General features: G+C 62.4%; 13 protein-coding genes and 1 pseudogene. 4 read left to right on the forward strand and 10 right to left on the reverse strand.

Annotation, left to right across the window (positions count from 1 at the left end):
- Positions 1–351: 351 nt before the first annotated feature.
- Positions 352–591 (forward strand): annotated as a pseudogene (locus ACQEVJ_RS04030) (DUF2637 domain-containing protein); the annotation flags it as partial.
- Positions 592–687: 96 nt separating this feature from the next.
- Here ACQEVJ_RS04030 and ACQEVJ_RS04035 read toward each other — a convergent pair.
- Complete coding sequence (locus tag ACQEVJ_RS04035; protein WP_433112553.1) at positions 688–1,074, reverse strand: RNA-binding S4 domain-containing protein; 387 nt, start codon at positions 1,072–1,074, stop codon at positions 688–690.
- 61 nt (positions 1,075–1,135) lie between these two features.
- Here ACQEVJ_RS04035 and ACQEVJ_RS04040 point away from each other — a divergent pair, with 61 nt between their 5' ends.
- From ACQEVJ_RS04040 to ACQEVJ_RS04050, 3 genes are all read left to right on the forward strand, one after another.
- Positions 1,136–1,597 (forward strand): hypothetical protein, encoded by a 462-nt coding sequence (locus tag ACQEVJ_RS04040; protein ID WP_433097280.1) that lies wholly within the window; start codon positions 1,136–1,138, stop codon positions 1,595–1,597.
- A gap of 128 nt (positions 1,598–1,725) precedes the next feature.
- Positions 1,726–2,145 (forward strand): hypothetical protein, encoded by a 420-nt coding sequence (locus ACQEVJ_RS04045; RefSeq protein WP_433097282.1) that lies wholly within the window; start codon positions 1,726–1,728, stop codon positions 2,143–2,145.
- 211 nt (positions 2,146–2,356) lie between these two features.
- Positions 2,357–3,139, forward strand: coding sequence for a transposase family protein (locus ACQEVJ_RS04050; protein WP_433097284.1), 783 nt, complete (start codon positions 2,357–2,359; stop codon positions 3,137–3,139).
- 7 nt (positions 3,140–3,146) lie between these two features.
- Here the strand turns inward: ACQEVJ_RS04050 and ACQEVJ_RS04055 are convergent, their stop codons facing one another.
- The 9 genes from ACQEVJ_RS04055 to ACQEVJ_RS04095 form a co-directional block, all read right to left on the reverse strand.
- On the reverse strand, positions 3,147–5,024 hold the full coding sequence (locus ACQEVJ_RS04055; protein ID WP_433097286.1) for a hypothetical protein: 1,878 nt from the start codon (positions 5,022–5,024) through the stop codon (positions 3,147–3,149).
- Positions 5,025–5,188: 164 nt separating this feature from the next.
- Positions 5,189–7,456 carry an AAA family ATPase gene (locus tag ACQEVJ_RS04060; protein WP_433097288.1) on the reverse strand — a complete coding sequence of 756 codons (2,268 nt, stop codon included), beginning with the start codon at positions 7,454–7,456 and terminating at the stop codon, positions 5,189–5,191.
- Positions 7,437–8,552, reverse strand: coding sequence for a hypothetical protein (locus ACQEVJ_RS04065; protein WP_433097290.1), 1,116 nt, complete (start codon positions 8,550–8,552; stop codon positions 7,437–7,439). Before ACQEVJ_RS04065 ends, ACQEVJ_RS04060 begins: the two co-directional genes overlap by 20 nt.
- A gap of 82 nt (positions 8,553–8,634) precedes the next feature.
- Positions 8,635–11,880: a DEAD/DEAH box helicase gene (locus ACQEVJ_RS04070; protein ID WP_433097292.1), complete on the reverse strand. Its 3,246-nt coding sequence runs from the start codon at positions 11,878–11,880 to the stop codon at positions 8,635–8,637.
- Entirely contained in the window at positions 11,877–13,124 is a 1,248-nt protein-coding gene (locus ACQEVJ_RS04075) for a protein kinase domain-containing protein (protein WP_433097294.1), read from the reverse strand. The genes ACQEVJ_RS04070 and ACQEVJ_RS04075 overlap by 4 nt, the downstream gene beginning before the upstream one ends.
- 94 nt (positions 13,125–13,218) lie before the next feature.
- The gene (locus ACQEVJ_RS04080) at positions 13,219–13,893 is read right to left on the reverse strand and encodes a vWA domain-containing protein (protein WP_433097296.1); all 675 of its coding nucleotides are present in this window, start codon (positions 13,891–13,893) and stop codon (positions 13,219–13,221) included.
- A 2-nt stretch (positions 13,894–13,895) separates the two neighbouring features.
- The gene (locus ACQEVJ_RS04085) at positions 13,896–14,963 is read right to left on the reverse strand and encodes an FHA domain-containing protein (RefSeq protein WP_433097298.1); all 1,068 of its coding nucleotides are present in this window, start codon (positions 14,961–14,963) and stop codon (positions 13,896–13,898) included.
- A gap of 79 nt (positions 14,964–15,042) precedes the next feature.
- On the reverse strand, positions 15,043–16,968 hold the full coding sequence (locus ACQEVJ_RS04090; protein WP_433097300.1) for a DNA/RNA helicase domain-containing protein: 1,926 nt from the start codon (positions 16,966–16,968) through the stop codon (positions 15,043–15,045).
- 105 nt (positions 16,969–17,073) lie between these two features.
- The gene (locus ACQEVJ_RS04095; RefSeq protein WP_433097302.1) at positions 17,074–17,337 is read right to left on the reverse strand and encodes a MazG-like family protein; all 264 of its coding nucleotides are present in this window, start codon (positions 17,335–17,337) and stop codon (positions 17,074–17,076) included.
- Positions 17,338–17,724: the final 387 nt, after the last annotated feature.

Genomic DNA, 17,724 nt, shown 5'->3' on the forward strand with positions numbered 1-17,724 from the left:
CGCCCGCGTCCGGGTAATAACGGTCGGCACTATCAGGGCGGCGGTCGCGCTCGTCGGCCCGCCGGATCTGGTGTGGGTTCCACTGGCCTTGAGCGCCCGGCCTGTACGACGGCAACCGTCCGCGCGGCCCGCCAGCAGCCTGAGCAGGGCCCGCCGCGCCACGGTCGCGGCCGACCTCACTCCACGAGCCCTGGCCAACAGCAAAACGGGACAAATATTAGCTTGGCCCATTATAACGTGATCTGCCCCTGGCCAGGCACCACGCAAATCTACGGCGCTCTCACCTGCGGTTTCTTCTGGCCGTCTCGTCGTTGAGACCCGCGCGGAGGTGGCCAGGGGAGGCGGGGCGCGATGAGTCCCTACCTACGCCTGGATGCCTACATTCGATGGACGACAACCGCATCCGTGAGCCTGCTGGCCGTGATCGCCGCGGTCGTCTCGTACCGGCACATGCATGAGCTGGCAGTGCGGCACGGCGAAAGTGAGTTGGGAGCGGCCCTGGTGCCGTTGGCTGTGGACGGCATGATCGTGACCTCATCAATGTCAATCCTGCTCGCCAGCCGGTATGGCAGTCGCGGGGGAGTGCTCCGTGCGGAGGCTCGAGGCTCGTCTACCGGCTATGTCGGCGGTGAGGTTGTCGCCGATCACCCAAGAACTCCGCATCCAGTTTCGATGCGGCATGCCCGTTCACTCCGGGGGTGCCCGACGGCCCCGCTCCTCCACCACCGGGCGCCCGAGCAGTTTGTCGATGCTGCGGCGCTCGCGTTTGGTGGGACGTCCCGCGCCACGAGCCCGAACGGCCACCGTCATGGCTTCCTCGCGCGGAGGAGGCGGAGGGCTCTTGTCGACGTAGCACTCGGCGGCCACGGCCGCACCGACGCGCTTGGTGATTACGCGGGAGACGACCACAATGCGTTCGCGCCCCTCGTGCCGCAGACGGACCTCGTCACCGACCCGGACGACGTGCGCGGGCTTGACCCGCACTCCGTTGACCCGGACGTGACCGCCCCGGCAGGCGTCGGACGCGATCGAACGAGTTCTGGTCAGCCGTACTGACCAGATCCAGATGTCCACCCGCGCACTCACCTGCTCACCCGACACTCCGACACTGTACTGAGAGCGGCGCGCTGCCAGCATGCAAGCCCGCCTGGCCAAGGGCAATCGGCGTGCCGACGACCTCAACAGGGACGGCCGGGCTGGCGTGATCATCGATGTGGACCTCCCTCAGACGGTTGGGTTCCACTCCGTTGCCCACGATGACCACGCGGAGGTCGACGCCCTGCTCCACAAGCTCCCGATGCTCCAAACGAAGCTCGCTGAGCTGCCCGAAGAGCTCCAGCGCGAGCTGTTCACAGCCTTCCGCTTGGAGATCCGCTATGACGCGTGCCTTGGGGTGGCGTTGATCCGAATCACCCTGGACCACGAAACGATCGAAGGAGCCGCGGCGATGGCAGAAGAACTTCCGGGAAACGAAAACAGGCGCCTGCCGGAGACAGGCGCCTGTGCCGAAGATTTGATGAGTGCCCCCGGCAGGATTCGAACCTGCGGCACCCGCTTTAGGAGTGCGGAGGCCATTACACCTGCGCAGGTGGCTTGAGCTGGGCAAACAGCCCATGTGGTGCTTGTGTCTTGCAAGATCATCCCGCGCATATCCCGGACAAGCCGACCGGACCATTGCGGGCTTGGTCGCCCAACTGTGCGTTCGCTGAGGGCCGTGTCTATGTAGTGGAGCGGCTACGGCCTCAGCATCGTCGGCACCGCGCTGCTGAACCACGCCACCTACGGCCTCGGTACCGTCCGATCGCCGCCGGCCTGCAGATCCCCGAGGAGACCGTCCGCCGCTGGCTGCGCCAGGCCCGGCGCAGTGTCGACCGGATCCGCCGGCGAGCCGCCGACGCCCTGTTCCACGCCGACCCCGACATGTTCGCCCGGCTCGCCCCGCTGCGCTCAGCGTTGGCCGACGCGCTGAACATGCTGTTCGCCGCGGCCGTCGCCACCGCCCGCCGGCACCGTCTGGAGTCGGTCTGCCTGTGGTGCATCGCGGCCATGATCTGCGGCGGTCATCTCCTCGCGGACGCCCGCCCGGACGGATCCTTATCAACGGACACGCGGGGCACATCCAGTCGGACCAGAACAACGGAGTGAGCGGGTTCAGTGGGTCCAGCGGATCAGCAGGGTCGAAGAACATGCACTCAGGATGACCAGTGCCTCCGACGAATCAGTGAGTCATTTTCATCCTGATCACGCTGGTCAGGATGGGCGCAGGAGGCGGGCTGGCCGGACAAGTTGGGAGTGAGGTGAGGCTCCCGGTAAGACAGCAGTCGACCAAGATCCGATGCCCCAACCGGAAGCCTCGATGCTGTCTTACCCTGCCGCGATTCCCCTGTCGAACCGCACCCTTACCCGTCTGGCCGAACTCATCCGCGCCCGCCGCGCCGAACGCCGCAGCCGGTGGCGGCGCCTCACGCCAAGACAGCAGGCACTGCTGGTACTGGCTCACCTGCGGAACGGGGACACCTACGCCCGCCTGGCCGCCGGCTTCGCCATCGGCACCACCACCGCCTGGCGGTACGTGCGCGAGTCGGTCGACCTGCTCGCCGCCCTGGCCGACGATGTCCAGGCTGCCGCGCTCCGGGCCGCCCGGCTGGCCTACGCCATCCTCGACGGCACGCTCATCCCGATCGACCGGGTCGCCGACCAGAAGCCCTACTACTCGGGCAAGCACAAGCGCCACGGGGTGAACGTCCAGGTCCTCGCCGACCCCGCCGGTCGTCTGGTGTGGGCCTCTCCGGCTCTCCCCGGGGCCGTGCACGACCTGACCGCATCCCGCATCGTGGGTCTGATCGACGCCCTGACCGCCAACGGCGTCGTCACCTTCGCCGACAAGGGCTACCAGGGCGCGAAAGGCACGGTCCGCACCCCGTTCAAGCGCCACCGACACCGTCCCCAGCTGTCGCGCGGGCAAAAGGACGTCAACCGCGCCCACGCACGCATCCGAGCCCTCGGCGAACGCGCCATTGCGACCCTGAAAGCGTGGAAGTTGCTGTCAAAGCTCCGCTGCTGCCCTCACCGCGCCACCCCGATTGTGCAGGCCGTCCTCGTCCTGCAAGCCGTCGAAGACGACCGCTACTTAGGATGAAAAAGGCTCAGTGGCAGCGCGTGCAAGTAGAGCCGAGTGAATCGGTCGCCAATGGGCAAACGCAGCACTCCGGGCAGATGTATCGATTGCCAGAAATACGTGCCCAGCAGGGCGACGCCAGAGCATCCTGTCCGAAGATGCGCTCCACCCACCCTGGCCCGCTGATCTCGGGGTTTAGCAGTTCCTGCTCAGGCTCAATGATGGGAATCCGTGCCTGACAAGTACCACAACGCTCATGTCCCCACCGAGCCCTGCAGGAGTGGCACTCGATCACGAACACGTCACCCACTCGCTGAAGTCGGCGTGCCTCCGAAGCCACTGAGCACACGGGGCAGGTCAGGAGAGGTAGAAGCGATGTCGCTGCAAGGTCAAACGACTTGAGGATTTGGGAGATGTGGTCGCCGTAGTCCCTCTGCCACCCGGTTCCACGAGCTGCAACTGCAAGGTCTCTCACGACACCGTCGAGTCGCGTCTGCTCGGAGGTTACAAGTGGACGCCTAAGTCTCAACTCGTTGCCAACTCGATGGAACAGAGGTGAAAGATTCGGCTCGCCGATACCAGAGGACTCGACGTGGTCTACCAGCCGGAGGGGCATGGGCTGCTCGCCCAAGGTGAGCGGTGGAGGGTAGGCCATCAGCGGCGGAATCCGCACGGCGAGCGCGATACCTCTTGCGACACGCTCCAAACTTGTTGTTTCTAGGGGTGAAACCGGCACACCGGTCAGCAGGGTCCCAGGCTCCGGAGAGTCGTCTTTGGCGGAGATCATCGCTCCGGCCACTACCTTGTCGGGGTTGTTGCGAATATCGCTAGCCGATGCAAGGAATACGACTACCGTCGGGCGCTCAGCGGCATCTTGCAAGTCGCTCCACCTCTGACCGATTGCTGCATGGTCATCTTGAGGGCCAACCGCGTCAAGAAGGGGAACTATCCGGGTCGTCGAGCCTTGGGAGCCGACTGTGAGAACGCCATCGGCTCCTCGGGTCAGCCTCGCATTCCCCCAGGTGCCTTCCAGTTCAACACCCTCGCCCAACCCGGGCAGGGTGCCTGATGGTGGCGCGTAGCCAAGGTCGCAAAGAGCACGAGTTACGAGTCCAAGCACGTAGTGATCGAACGCTTTGTGGCGGTTCGCCAGCCGTTCTTGCCTCGCGGCAGGTGTCTCCGACGCGATCTCGGGCCGCTCGTAGGCGGTCCACACGTCGCCCGCGGCGCGGTAGTGGCGGTCGTTGTTGATGACGTTCGTTCGTCTCAGACTGCGTTGACCAGTCACCTTCCTCCTAAGGAGGAGGGAGAGGGTGCTGCCTCGCAGCGCCTGGACCCAAGCGGCGAGCTTCTCCAGCGCTTCAAGGGTCTTCACTGCGTGGATGTGTGACCCGGCTGCCTTCGCTGCGTCGTCCCCCCAGAACGAGTACAGCCGTTCAGTCCGCTGGTAGGTGCCTACGTGCTGGGTTGGGTTCAGATCTGAGAGACCGGATACGAGTCTGCGGAGCTTTCGGATCCTCTCCAACAGCGCGGAAGACAGGATCGGGTGAACCAGCTCTGTGACCATACGGTTCTCGTAGAGGTTTGCATCTTCCTCACGAGTAACTGCCAGCGCACGCCTGGGCACCGGACCGGCGAGGGTTCTGCCAGCCCAGTCCTCGGTGTGCGCCGCAAGCCGTTCGAGTGAACGTCGGGCAGGACGCTTGACCCGCGAGACCGGGAGCAGCTCCGAACGTTCCCCGAGCCGAGTCACGAATCGTTCCGTGATGTGTGCGATCGATGGTAGTCGTTCGGCGAGGAGCTTCTCCCGTTGTTCCAGGTCGATGGTGTCCTCGTCATAGCCGGCAAGTAGCGGGGAACCAAGTAGCTCTGCCCAGGAGCCCGAGTTGACTGCCTCAGACAGCATTTGGCTCAGAGAACTGAGGGCATCGAGATCTTCTGATGTCACCGAGTCCCGTGACTGACTGCCGGTTGCTGGATCGAGCAGGTGAACCGACCCTGAAACCCATCGGCCAGACCATTCGATTCGCCGCGGCGACGGCAGCCCCGAGACGCGGTCCTGGTCAGAAGTCACGACCCGAATCCACCCCGAAGCTTCTTCGACTCCTTACGTAGAGCTTCCAGTGTCTTGCTTGGGTGTGAGGAAGACTGCAACTGGTCCCAGTGGAGTTCAATTGTTTCGGCGAGGGCATCAAGGTCCTCTGGGCGCACGCCAAATCGGTCCTCCAACTTGCGTACCAGTTTGGTGGCGACCAAGTGGTCGACGGCCTCCGTCAAATCGCCTCCACCATCAAGTACCACAGGCACGAACCGATCGATCTGACGCTCCAGCCGGTTACCCCAGCCGACGCCGAACTTCTCGAACTCCTCACGCATGCTTGACCTGAGGAAGTCCTTCACCTTGGTAACTTCCTTGGCATATTCAAGCGTTGCGGTGATGAACGCCTGATCGAGCGCATCGAAGGAAACGGGATCTGCTCGGCCCTGGTTGCGGGCCTGGAACGGAACGTAGGTAGCTGGCAGTACCTGGACGTGTGCACGGTCGTACGTCTTGTCGGCGAACGCAACGGTTGTCTCGTCGTGGTTGGCGGTCCCCACAAACCAGACGTTTCTCGGCAGTGGGAGCCGGGACCCTTCAAACATCTTGGGCAAGTGGGGGATCTCGCTGGTAAGGAGGTCGAGGTAGCCCTGGTCTGTCGTTGAATTCTCAAGTAGCGAGAGCATCACACTGAAGTACTGCTCAGGATGGGCAAGGTTCATCTCGTCCAACACGACGACCATCGGGCGATCTGCGTTCGCAGGCAACAAGGCTCGGTATAGAGACTTGGTGAACTCGCTCTCCGCGAAGCGTTTCTCGAAAGCGTTGTAGTAGCCGAATAGGTCGTCCTTGTCGCGCCACCCCGCCTGGACCTCGACGATCTGAACGGCAGCGTCACCGGCTAACGCCTTGAAGAACTCGCGAGGCAAACTTGTCTTGCCGGTGCCCGAGATCCCTTGAAGCAGATGGAGCCTGCTGGAAGCGAGGCCTGCAAGGAACAGGCGAACGTCTGACTCGGAGTAGTAGAAGCTCGTCGCTGGATTCGTTGCCATCCGATTGCGAATCTCATCGACCAGATCAGCCAACGTGTCGAAGTCGCGACCAATCACCTCGCGCGCAAGCTCAGGGTCTTCGTCGTAGTCCGAACAGGCAGGGAATGGCTTCGTAGAACTCTCCTTGGCTTGAAGCTCCTCCCAGTCGCTCTTCTGTTGGGCTATGGCCTGTCGGAGGGTCTCCCGCTGCGAGGCGAGAGCATCACGCTCGTCTCGGAGCACCTCCAGTTCGCCGACATTGACCAAGTAGCGACGGAGCTGGGAATCGATCTGGTCGTACCGGCTTCGCCAGTATGCGGCCTCATTCTCGGCGTCCGTCACGCGAAGCGCCTTGCTGCGCAGCTCCGACACCTCATCCTCGGGAGGCCTGCGCGCCAGTACGTCCTTCTTGATCCGCAACTCTTCGGACAACTCTTCAATCCGGCGCTTCAGCCCGTCCGGATCATCGCCGAACCGTGCCAGCTCGTTGCGAAGCTGACGGACTTCGCTGTCCTTCCTTGCAACACGGTCTAGCTCCGCTTGCAGCCGGGCCTTGGTGTCTTCGAGGTCATCTCGAACGGTAGTGATCTCGGTTTCGACTCTGCGCTGTACAAGCGAGTCGAGCGAGGCTTCCCTCGCCTTCAAGAACTCCGTCGTGGAAGACACCTCGGCTTCCAGGGCGCGGACATCGGCCTGGCGCTTTCGGAGAGACTCCCACTCCGAATCGAGTTGTGCTCGCTCCGCAGCCAGACGCTCTTGTTCGGCCGCAGTGGCCTCCAACGCTTTCGCCTTGCCTTCGGCGCCCCACGTTGCGGCGTCGATAAGCATCGCGTCGATCTTTTCTGAGACTTCCTTGGTGATCGCCCTCAACTCGTCGACGAACCCGGCCTTGGCAGCCATCCGCTTGGCTGCGAGGTCCTTCTCGGCGACGGCAAGCTCAGCCTCGCGCTTGTCGAGCGCGGCTTGCTGCTCCTTGACCTCCAAGCCCTTGGCGTTGAGATCCGCCTCCTTCTCGGAGAGCTTCTCGCGGGCTCGCTTGTAGTTCTCGCCTTGCTGCTTGACTTGGTCGAAGAGGTTCTTCAAGCGGGTTGCAGTGACCGTGGCCGTCTCGGGTTCGACGGGAGGCACCTCGTCGACGACATCCTCGGGAATTTCTGGGAGCGCAGCAAGGCCCTGCTCGATGTCGTCAACCTTGCGGGCGTTGGCCTCCCCAGAGTTCGCTGCTGGGCGTTGCGGGCCCGCGCCCTGCCTAGCTTTCGACTTGGCCATGCCCGCCCCCTTCTCCAGCCAGCAGGAGTTGCCCCACGTTCACAATCTGTTGCGCCAGCTCCACCAACTCCTGAGACGGAGAACCACTGCCGAAAAGGGAATCGTATCGGGCAGTTGCGACAGAAATGTCCTGGATCCGTTGATCTCCTGCGTTTAGACGGGTCACCAGAAGTTCCAGAACCTTACGTCTGGAGTCAGACCGAGGTGCCGCGGCCCATCGTTGTGTGATGCTTGGGCTCAGGGCGAAGCGCTCCGCTACCGCCCGGGTCTCCTCGTCGGTCAACCGCTCGACTGCTGCCAGGCCAGACTGGTAACGGTAGTGGTCAACCCACCGGCCCAAACTCAGCTCAATGAGGCTCACGAGGTGCGAGGAGAACACGGCTCGGAATTCGCCGATACAGAGATGGCCGAGCACGTCAGTTAGTTCGTCGAGTGCGATCTCAAGTGACGACTTCTGCGCTTCTGTCGCGCCGAGAGGAACTTCCTTGGCCCACTTGACTACTGACTCGTATTGATCGACTGCGGTATTCAGTAGCCTCCCCAGGCTTAGCTGCGGCGAGTCCTGCGTGGTGACCACGGCAAGTCCGCTCTTGTCTCTGCTGACCGGGCTGACGACCAAGCAAGGTTCGCCAGAACTGATGACAGCCGTCCGCTTCTGCGCCTCATCGGAGCGACTGAAGCGGGCCAGTTCCACCGCAGTTGGCTGCAGGTCTCCCGTCTCATGTGTGTCGAGAAGGAGCGCATCGATCGACGTCCTGCGGCCAGCGGTTCCAATGTCGAATCGCCCTCTGAAAGACCCTGAATACCGAATCTCAAGTGGTTCGACTTGCTCACCGGGCTCGGGCCACAACTCTCCAGTGGCTGCGTCTCGGTAGACCCACCCCACCGTCGACCGCACAGCGACGATGCCCTGACCAGAGTTCGCCGCATCCAACCGCTCCTGGTCGGCGGTGGCGAGCAAGTAGCGAATCAAGTCCTCGGGGAGTTGCAGTAGGTCCGCGATTCTGGATGCATCTCTCTCGCCGGCCTGTCGAATGCGCAGGACAGTGTTCAAGATGACATCGTGTTCAACCTGCTGCTGGTCCTCAATGAACACACGCCACCTGGTTGCTGGGGTGACCAGCGCATGACGGAACTTCCTCGGCCAATCTCCCAAGAGATACGCCTGAAGCCTCTTGCTATCGCCGGAAGCCATCGGCGCCTCCGGTCAAGTCATGGAATGCAGCCAGCGAGGGAACTGTCTCACGGCCCTCGTCAGAGGTCATGAGACCGGCATCTCCGACCGCGATGAGGAGCCTCTTCTGTCGACTCATGGCGACGTTCAAACGGTTGGGCAAGACCAGAAAGCCGAATGGGTTCGACCTGCGTGACCCGGGCCTGCTGGATCTCGTCGTCGAGAGGTAGACGACGTCGAACTCCCTTCCTTGGAAAGCATCCACTGTGCCGATGCGCACTCTGGGGAGGCCTCTGGATGTGTAGAGCCAAGGCGAGGCAGGGTTGGTCACCCACTGGTTCTGGTTGTTCCTGACCGCGAGGCCGGCGTCTGACATTCGCTGCCAAATCTGGTCGACTTGCCCGGAGTAGAAGGTAATGACGCCGAACGTCAACTCCTCCGACTGCCGCAGCGCATTATCGAGCTCTTCCACGATGACTTGCGCCTCAGCGGGTCGACTGATGCTGGTCCCAGTGCGTTGTTCTGGTCCGGCTGCGAACGGCACATCGATCCATCCGCAGGAGGCGGTGCCGTACTTGGCTAGGCCGTGCCCGAACGGTGCCGGGTCGTTGATGCCGTTCTCCAGGTGCTCCCCAAACGGCTCATAGAACTGGTCACTGATGAAACGGCCGAGAGTGGGGTGGGTACGGAACTGCCGGTCGAGCGTGATGACTCGTTTGTTGCCGTCCGACCGCTCTAGTTCTTGCAGAGTCGTAAACAGTCGCTCGAACATGGACTGTCTGAGCGTTTGCTCAACAATGTTGCTGTCATGTCGCTGCGAAAGGAGCGGGAGTAGTTCGTCATCCAACAGCTGTGGCAACTGCCTGTGGTCGCCGACGAGGACGATGCGATTCATCGCCAGACTCATCGGGATCATCATGTCGAGCGGATTGGCCCTAGCCGCCTCATCAAGGATGACCGTGTCGAAAAAGCCCTTGTGGGTCTCACGCATCGCTCCGGAAGCGGACTGCTGACACGTTGCCGCAAGTGCGCGGGAATGCCTCTGTAGGGACTTTCGCACCGCTCCGGGCTGGTGCGCGACAGCGTCCCGGTAGTCCTCGACCGCGAGGTCGATATCGCTCGTGGACTTGCGCACTTCGGTCTCCGTCGAGTCGATGGCGCGTTTCAGGAGCGCCTCGACTTCTGGCCGGGTGGCCACGATGCTCGATGCCGCGCGGGCATTCATCACCCTGTCGAGCAACACCCTCTTCAGGATTGCCATGTATGCCGAGGCCGTCTGTTCATCTGCGGTGGTGGCCGCCTCGTCGAGCATGGAGCGCTGCCGGTCATCCAGGAGTTCCCTCAATGGGTGGTAGAGAGCGGCGTCGCGCGCTCGCGCCCTACCGTCATCCTCGAAGCTCTCAGGAGATGAGCGTAGGCCGCGGGCCAGCACCTCAACCTTCCGGTGACCTGCGGTAGACCCACCGCCTCCCAACTCCTTCTCGACTCGTCGCGCGAGTCTCCTGGCCGTTCCGGATACTGCGCTGTCGGTCAGCTGAGTGCTTGCCGCGAGCCAGACTAAGAGATCGACAGTGCCCGGAACATCAAATGGTTGAGTCAGGTAGGCAGTCAATCTCTCGCGAAGCTGCCTCAACGCTTGTAACAGCTCGGTCGACTTCTCACCCTCGTAGCGATGTTCCAATCGCTGTTGCAGGTCTGCGGTCCACGCATGGAGGTAGGCATCGTCTTCGGTGCCTCGGTGTCTTGCGCCAATCTTGACTGGAGGCAGCGAACCATCGTCTGCAGCCTGGATGAGGTTCTCGACAGCATCGTGCTGGTAGCTGGCAAAGAGGACTCGTCGATTGCTCGCTAGATGGCCCTTGCTGAGCTCTGCCAGTCGGGCCTGAATGGCTGCGATGACCCTGGTCTTGCCTGTGCCGGGTGGCCCCTGGATGAGAACCAGGTCCTGAGAGTTGATCGCGAGGTCGATGGCTTCAACTTGCGCTGGGGTGGGTTCGCCGCCAAGCAGGGCTCGCGCCCGTGCCGACAGCGGTTCGTGACGTTGCGTTCTACCGACCGGGTCCGGGCGCTTGCCAGCAAGAATCAAAGAGAGTTGGCGTGCAGGAGAAGTTCTTGCCAGCGAGATTTCCTTCTGCGCTGTTTCACGCCGACTAATGCGGATGGAGTCGGTCGTGTAGACACCATAGATCTCACCTTTGGCAGGGATGTCGCCTTTTCTGACTTCGCGTTCGGGAACGAGAACCAAGGTGCCGCGTCCAGTCGTCCGAGCTTCACCAATAACGAAGCCGCGGTCGTCCTTAGTTCGGCGGTCCGCGGGTGCGTTCGGCTGCTCGCTGCTGCCATCAAGGAAACTTCGTGTGAGCGACGCCTCCAGGCCGACGGTGTCGTTACCTATGCGTTCCAAGAGGGCGCTGGCATGGCTGTTGTGCACCAGGTCGAACTCGATTGAGCCGTCACCCAAGACTCGGTACCGGTCGTATTCGGCCCATCCGATGTCTTTCGCAGACTCCTTCGCGGCCCTCTGTTCTAACCTGCTGTACTCGTTCCAGATAGCGAGGAATGCGTTCTCCGCCGAGGACAGGCGTCTGAGTTGCTCGCGGTCCTCCGTACTCACTAGACCGACGCGCGTGTGATCCTTGATGTCGATTCGTCCCCTCACGAGGACCAGTCTTTGGTTTCGGTTCCTAGGCTTCCGGGTCACTCTTGCCACCAAGAGCCGACCACCTTCGAGACCGATGTCCGCGACGATGCCAGAGCCAACCACTCGGAATCCGGTCTCGTTGAACTCGCCCGCACCGGTGGAGACCACGGTGATTGGGTCGTTTGAATCAAGGAGTAACTGAGCCTTCAGCCACGTCATGACCTCTTGCGACGAATCGTTGCGTCGGCGGTACCTGTTGACGTCGGCGACAGTGCGATCGTCCACGCCTACTTCACGTGGTTCAGCCCACAGTTCTACATCGTCATACCGCAGAACTTTGAGTTTCACCTCACCAGGCATCTGTTGCGTGGGACCGTCAATAGACAGAAGCTCAGCGACGTAGGCTTTTCTGGCGGTGACGTCAGCGAGCCAATCGGCGTCATGAAATCTGGGGAGTTCGCAGAGAAGCGCTTCGTTGCTGCGTCGGACGATGACTTCTGTTGGTGTTACATCCAGACTGACAAGAGATCCTACCGGAAGTGAACCCTCCCCGATGGGGACAAGACTGATCGCCCTCTCATCCGAGTGCGCAAGGCTTTCAAGCTTCATGTCGCCTCGATTGAGGTGATCCGGAGAGTGCGCGCGGGCCTGCCGCTCGTCTCAACCCTGACGCGGTATTCCTTCCTATTCTCGGGGTAGGGAATTCGCTCGACGCGCTTGCCAGCTCCATCGGTGACGTGAACACCTTCGCGGGTACCGAGTTCAAAGCCCTTGCCGACGGGCGTGAAGGTGAGCAGTGGATCCTTCGAGGCGTATCCACCCCACAATTGCCTCTCACCGACTGGCGTCGAGCGGTGGAGGGAGAGTGTCAGCGAGTCTCGCGCCTGAGGGTCGACATCCGCCCACTCGGTCTCGCCCCATTCGGGAAAGACCGTTGCCAAGACAACCGGCGGCGTCTCTCGGCCGCAGGCAGGGCATTGGGGCAGCAGGCGGAAGTAGCTCCAACCGCAACCGTCCGCGCACTCGACGACATTTTCGTGAGCAAGCCACAGGGCGTCTCGCCACCTGGCGGCTCCCGGACGCGCGAGTGGGTTCAGTTTCCCTACGCCGAAGGTCTCCAGGAAGAGTTGCCGCATTCGTCCGCTGAGAGCGAGGGTGAACAGTTTCGCGGACAGGCGCCTCGTGGGCAGTCGATTCGAGTCGTCTGCGGGATCTCCGACATAGGCCAGCGCGCCGGTGTTGATCGCCTCTGCAGCCGCATCGCCGTCAAGACTCTCCGCAGCCTGTCCTTCGAGCGGGTGGGTAAGAACCAACAACCGGAAGGTCAGGATTGCCAAGGTGTAGGCGTCGGCGAGCGTAGACGGTGGTGCCTTCTTCGTGACTCGCTCCGGGACCGCGTAACCGGGGAAGCCGATGATTTCCCACTTCGGGTTTGCTCTGGAAGTCAGGTTGTCAGTGTCGATCAGCCATGTTTCCTCGCGACTGACATCGTCCGAGATCATGACGTTGTTGGGGTTGAGGTCCACATAGGCGAGGCCTCGTTCGTGGAGAGCAGCGAGACACTGGGCGACGTTGGCCGCCAGTGCCAACCTCCGTCGGATGCCTCCCGTGTTTCTGTACCAATCGATGTTGCCTGTCTCCCGTGGCCCGAACTCTCGGGGGAGATAGGGCTCACGCAGCGGATTCATGTCTGAGGCGAGAGGCATCAAGTACCCAGATCCGCCATCTCGGATGAGGGAAGTTGGTGCTGCGAGAGGGAGGCTGTCGAGAGGAAGTCTCCTTACTTCCTCGATTCGCGCAAGATCAGTTTCGCGTTCCAGAAGCTTGATGGCGAAGCCGGGCTGGCCATCCACGCGATAGACAGTCCCTTGGGCGCCGCGAGCAATCTCTTCTCCAAGCACATACTCAATCCCGGTGTCATCGCGTACGCGGCTCCCGGAGCGACCATCAGAAAGCATCGTCTTGCTGCAGTCGCGCGATTGATTCGTCGGACATGGACTGAGACTTCACGTCCGAGTCGAAGATGGACAGGGTCACTTGCGTCACTGTGTTGGTGACCCACTGGAGGAAGTTCCTGACCTCGGCTGCCTCGCTCGCTTCCATCACGTCTCCACCGGACGCGAACTTTGCCAGCAGGTCCCGGTCAGCATCAGCGCCGACCGCCAACGCAAATCTGGACGACTTGGAACCACGGTCGCTGTCGAGCAGTGCTTCAAGCTCACCAGCCAACGCAGGCACGGGTAGACCGTCGGAGACGAGCGCGATCGTGGGCCGGTATGCCTTCGACGAGATCTCGTCCCGGTTTTCGATGAGCTCACATGCGAGTGTGAAGGCATGCCCTATCGGGGTCTTGCCACCGGCTTTCAACGGGGTGAATGCAATGTTCCCGACCGGAACGTTCTTCTGAATCACATCGGCGGATTCACCGCCAAATGCGATGAGTGTGAGGGTGATGAACCCGTGGCCGGCATCGACCGAAGCGAGCTCCCTGATCATCTCGGCGACGCTGTCGTTGAGGACGTCGATCTTGTCGTCCTGTCGCATGCTCCCGCTGGTGTCCAGCAGAAGGATGACCGGAAGGGTCCTGGCCTGTACGGGCTCGATGTCATCAAGGAGAGACATGCTCAGTTCCCTTTGATTCGCAGGAATGGTGGGGTGGTCAGATCAGGTTCGTACGTGCCGCGGGGTCGCTTCTTGCCCGAGAGCCTGACGTTGAGGACTCCGCCGGCAAGCGCCAGGTGCTCATTTGGCGCTAGGGCCTGTTGGACAGCTCTCTGCAACGGTGCAGCTACCCCGTCTTCTCTGACGATGTCCGTGCCGTTCTTGGATCCCAGCTCCTCGACAAAGATTCGGCCGCTCTTATTGATCACCTTCAGGTGGTCTCTGCTTACCTTGCTGGCAGCCGCGTCCTCCAACACCTCTCGGACGTCGTACCTGCCGGTGTCGCGACCACGCCCCACAGTGAGCTCGGAGCGTTCGGCAAGCGGAAGCCTGTCGACTTCATCATCACCAAGGAGGAGCACTATCTCTTTGGTGCTCTCTCGGAACCCCAGTCGCCTTGCAGGAGCGGAGCAACTCGGGCACACGACCTGGCCATCGCGGAAGGCAGGATCCTCTTCGATGACCGCCTTGCTTCCCCAGTGACAAGTGCTCGTGGTGCATCCCCACTCGTACTTGAGCACGTCCCTGGCTTCGGGAGTCTTGAAACCCTTGGGAGTCAGGTTGGCTTCCTCGATTCGCCAGGACACCTCTTCCGCCGGAATTGGGCTGTAGTCGAGCCGGTCGAATACGACCGCTCCGTCACGTACAACTGGCTTCCAGATGCGGTCCGTACCTTGGAGCCAAGGAAAGTCACGCCGGTGGTCACGGTAGAGGTCCGTGGTCAGTACGGAGGCGGTTTCAAAGTATGTCGCGAGTTCGAGCACTTCGGGGTCAGCCCAGGACACCGAACGTGCCATGCGCTTGCGCTTCCACTCCGACAGACCACGCTTCCCGGCATCGTCGAGTTTGTAGTAGAGACTGTTGTCGGCGACCCCGTAGAACCGAGCGTTGGGGTCTTGTTGCTCCCGCCAAGCCTTCACGGCCGCCTCCACCCAACCCCAGCTTGGGTCGCCTCGGAGCAGCACGATGGGCGAGAGGTCGATGATGACGCTCGGCGGAGTCGCCTTCCCCCAGGACTGCATGCTCTCCATCCTATTGACGGCATCCGACAGTGGAGTTGCCTCGGTTTGATAGACACATCAGGGCTTGCGGCTATACGGCAGCGTGCACCTAAATCCCTAGCTGGGAATTTGGTAATAAGGGTGGTGGGGACGCGTCGGCGAGCGCCGAGGTCCCGATCGCAGGGATCAGGTCTGCTAGGAAGTTGCGGGTAGCCGGGTCGACCGCGTAAATAATCGTGCCGCGCATCCCGCGGGTGAGCAGCACTTTGTAGACGTTGCGAGCGAGCTGATCGAAATCGGCGTCTGGGACGGCTTTCCTGCTCTTGAAGGCGGGATCCCTGTTCTCAGAGCGGACCGTTACGAGAGAACCGTCCCGCACTCCAAGGTCGGGCCCGATGATGACGCCCGACCAGTCGTACTCGAAACCTTGGGCGGTGTAGATACAGCCGACTTGGCCGAAGCCGCTCGGTTCGGTTGCCCACAGCATGCTGGGCGGCGCATCGCCGACGGCTCGGTCCTTCTTGACGTTCCAGGGTCGTGACCAGTCGCCGATGACGACGTCGTCCACGAGGGAGTCGTCAGGGCGGGGGTCGCTCCACGGCCAGCAGAACCCGGCGGTCATCCGCGCGGTGCCGGGCTTAGCACCGAGGGCGGCCTCAAGTTCCTGAGGGGAGTGCGCGAGTCGCACCTCGAAGGTCTCGTCGCCGTCCCAGGCCACCGGGCCTCCGCTGTCCAGGCCAAGCAGGCGGAGGACCCATTGCTCGTATTTGCGGCTGCCGCCGCAGCGGAACTGTTCGTCCAGGGAGACACGGTTGACCGCGTAACCCCGCGACCGCGCGTACTCCTCGATGGTTTGCACGGCGCCGATCTCGCCAGGCCGTACGACCTGGTGCTCGTCGAGCAGGAAGACGGGCACCCGGGCGGCGGCCATCAACTCATCCAGTTGGGGCCGGCCGGTGCGCTTGGCTGCCGGTGTGAAGCGGTTGGTCGATGTTTCGCGGATGCGGTGCGCTTCATCGCAAATCAGGACGTCCAGGCTGTTCTGCTCAGCGCCGGTGAAGCTGTTGAAGTACATGAAGAGGTTCTTGATCCGTGTGCTGCCCCGGCCGGGATAGCGGCGCATCGTCTGCGTGAACGACTGCGAGCCGGTCGCATGCAGCGCCGTCCTGCCCTGTCGGTAGAGCTCACCCAGCAGGGACAGGGCGATCACGCTCTTGCCGCTGCCGGGGCCGCCGGTGACGATGACGACCTGCTTGAAGTCGGCCCGGCGTGCCTTGTCAACGGCGCGCATGACCAGTTCGTAGGCGACCTGCTGCTCGTCGAGGAGGGTGAACTGCTCCCGCTCGCGAATTTCCGTAGCCGCGTACGCCATGAGTTGCTTGCTCGGCGCGACTGGGCTGCTCAGGAGCCGGTCGGCGGCTTCGGCGCCCGGCTTGTCGGCCAGTCGCTCCCGTAGGTAGTTGTGGAAGTCGCCGCGCCGCTGCTTGGTGAAAAGCCTGCTCCGCTCGTCCCGGACCTGGTCATGCAGGCCGTCCACGTCGAGGTCCATGGCATTGTGCAAGTAAGCGGCGCCATGGACGGCTTGCGGCCGATCCTTGAGCACGCCGAGGAAGTCACACATGTACTCGCAGTAGCGCCGGACCTGCTCGGCAGGGTTGAGCATCTCCCCGCCCGGCATGCCGTCCACGATGACGAGGTGCTCGCCTTGATCGGACGGCTCTGCCCTACTCCACTGCTTGAGCTCTACGACGACGTAGGAATCTTCGCCTGTCCGCGGGTGCACGCCGGCCAGCACTACGTCGGCGCGCTTGCTGGTCAACGGAAGCTTGTACTCGACCAGCATCTCGACCTTGCTGAGCCCGGCGTCAGCCAGATCTCGCGCCAATGCGGGAAGGCTCCGCTCCCAGGATCTGGCCTCGGACGGGGAGGGGCCACGGCCGGTCGTCACACGCAGATGCTCGCTGATCTGCTCGGCAAGCGCCGCTTCGTTCGGCGAGGCAATCAGGCTCTCCACGGACAGCCGTAACGCCGTCACAGGCTTCCCCCAGGCAGCACGAGAGAACTCGTGCGGGTGGGGGCGTATCCGCTCCGGCATCAGCCGTACAAACGCGGAAGCCCGTCGGGCCGCATCACATGGTCATCACGAGGTTAACGGAGGCGCTTTCCTCGCAGAGCCCCGGTAGAGATCAGGATCATAACGACGCTCACTCTCGTCCAGCTTGGCGTTGGCCGCCTCGACGAGGTCGACGCCCAGGAGATCGGCCAGGCGAACGAGGTAGGCGGTCACATCGGCGAGTTCAGACCGTACGCGGTCGAAGGTTGCCCCATCTAGGTTTCGTGACTCTTCCGGCGCCAGCCACTGGAACTCTGCCAGCAACTCGCCGACTTCGCCCGTGAGGGCCATCACCAGGTTCTTCGGCGTATGGAACTACTCCCAGTCGCGGGCACTCGCGAAGTCCTGCAGCCGCACGGCCAGCTGATCCAAGTCGGTCTTCGCATCTCGTAACGGTACTGCTGCGACGGTAGAGATCGTGCGGCATGAGCGTTGTGCAGGCGTCGTGCGTGCCGTCGGAGACGCTGGCGCTGTGCTCGCGGAGGCTGTACGTCAGATTGTGACCAGACAGTCCGTGTTCTTCTTGCTTTGGTCAATCAGGACTATTCAAACTGGTCGACATGGCGCGAATGATTTCAGTGATCCTCGAAATCCAGCGGTGGGACGCAAGCCTCTTCAGGAACCAATCCACGGACGGCGCGCAGGGCAAGTGCAGCGCGCACGGTAAGAGCTCGTGTG

It is taken from the genome of Microbispora sp. CA-102843 (assembly GCF_050936215.1).
Taxonomy (GTDB): Bacteria; Actinomycetota; Actinomycetes; order Streptosporangiales; family Streptosporangiaceae; genus Microbispora.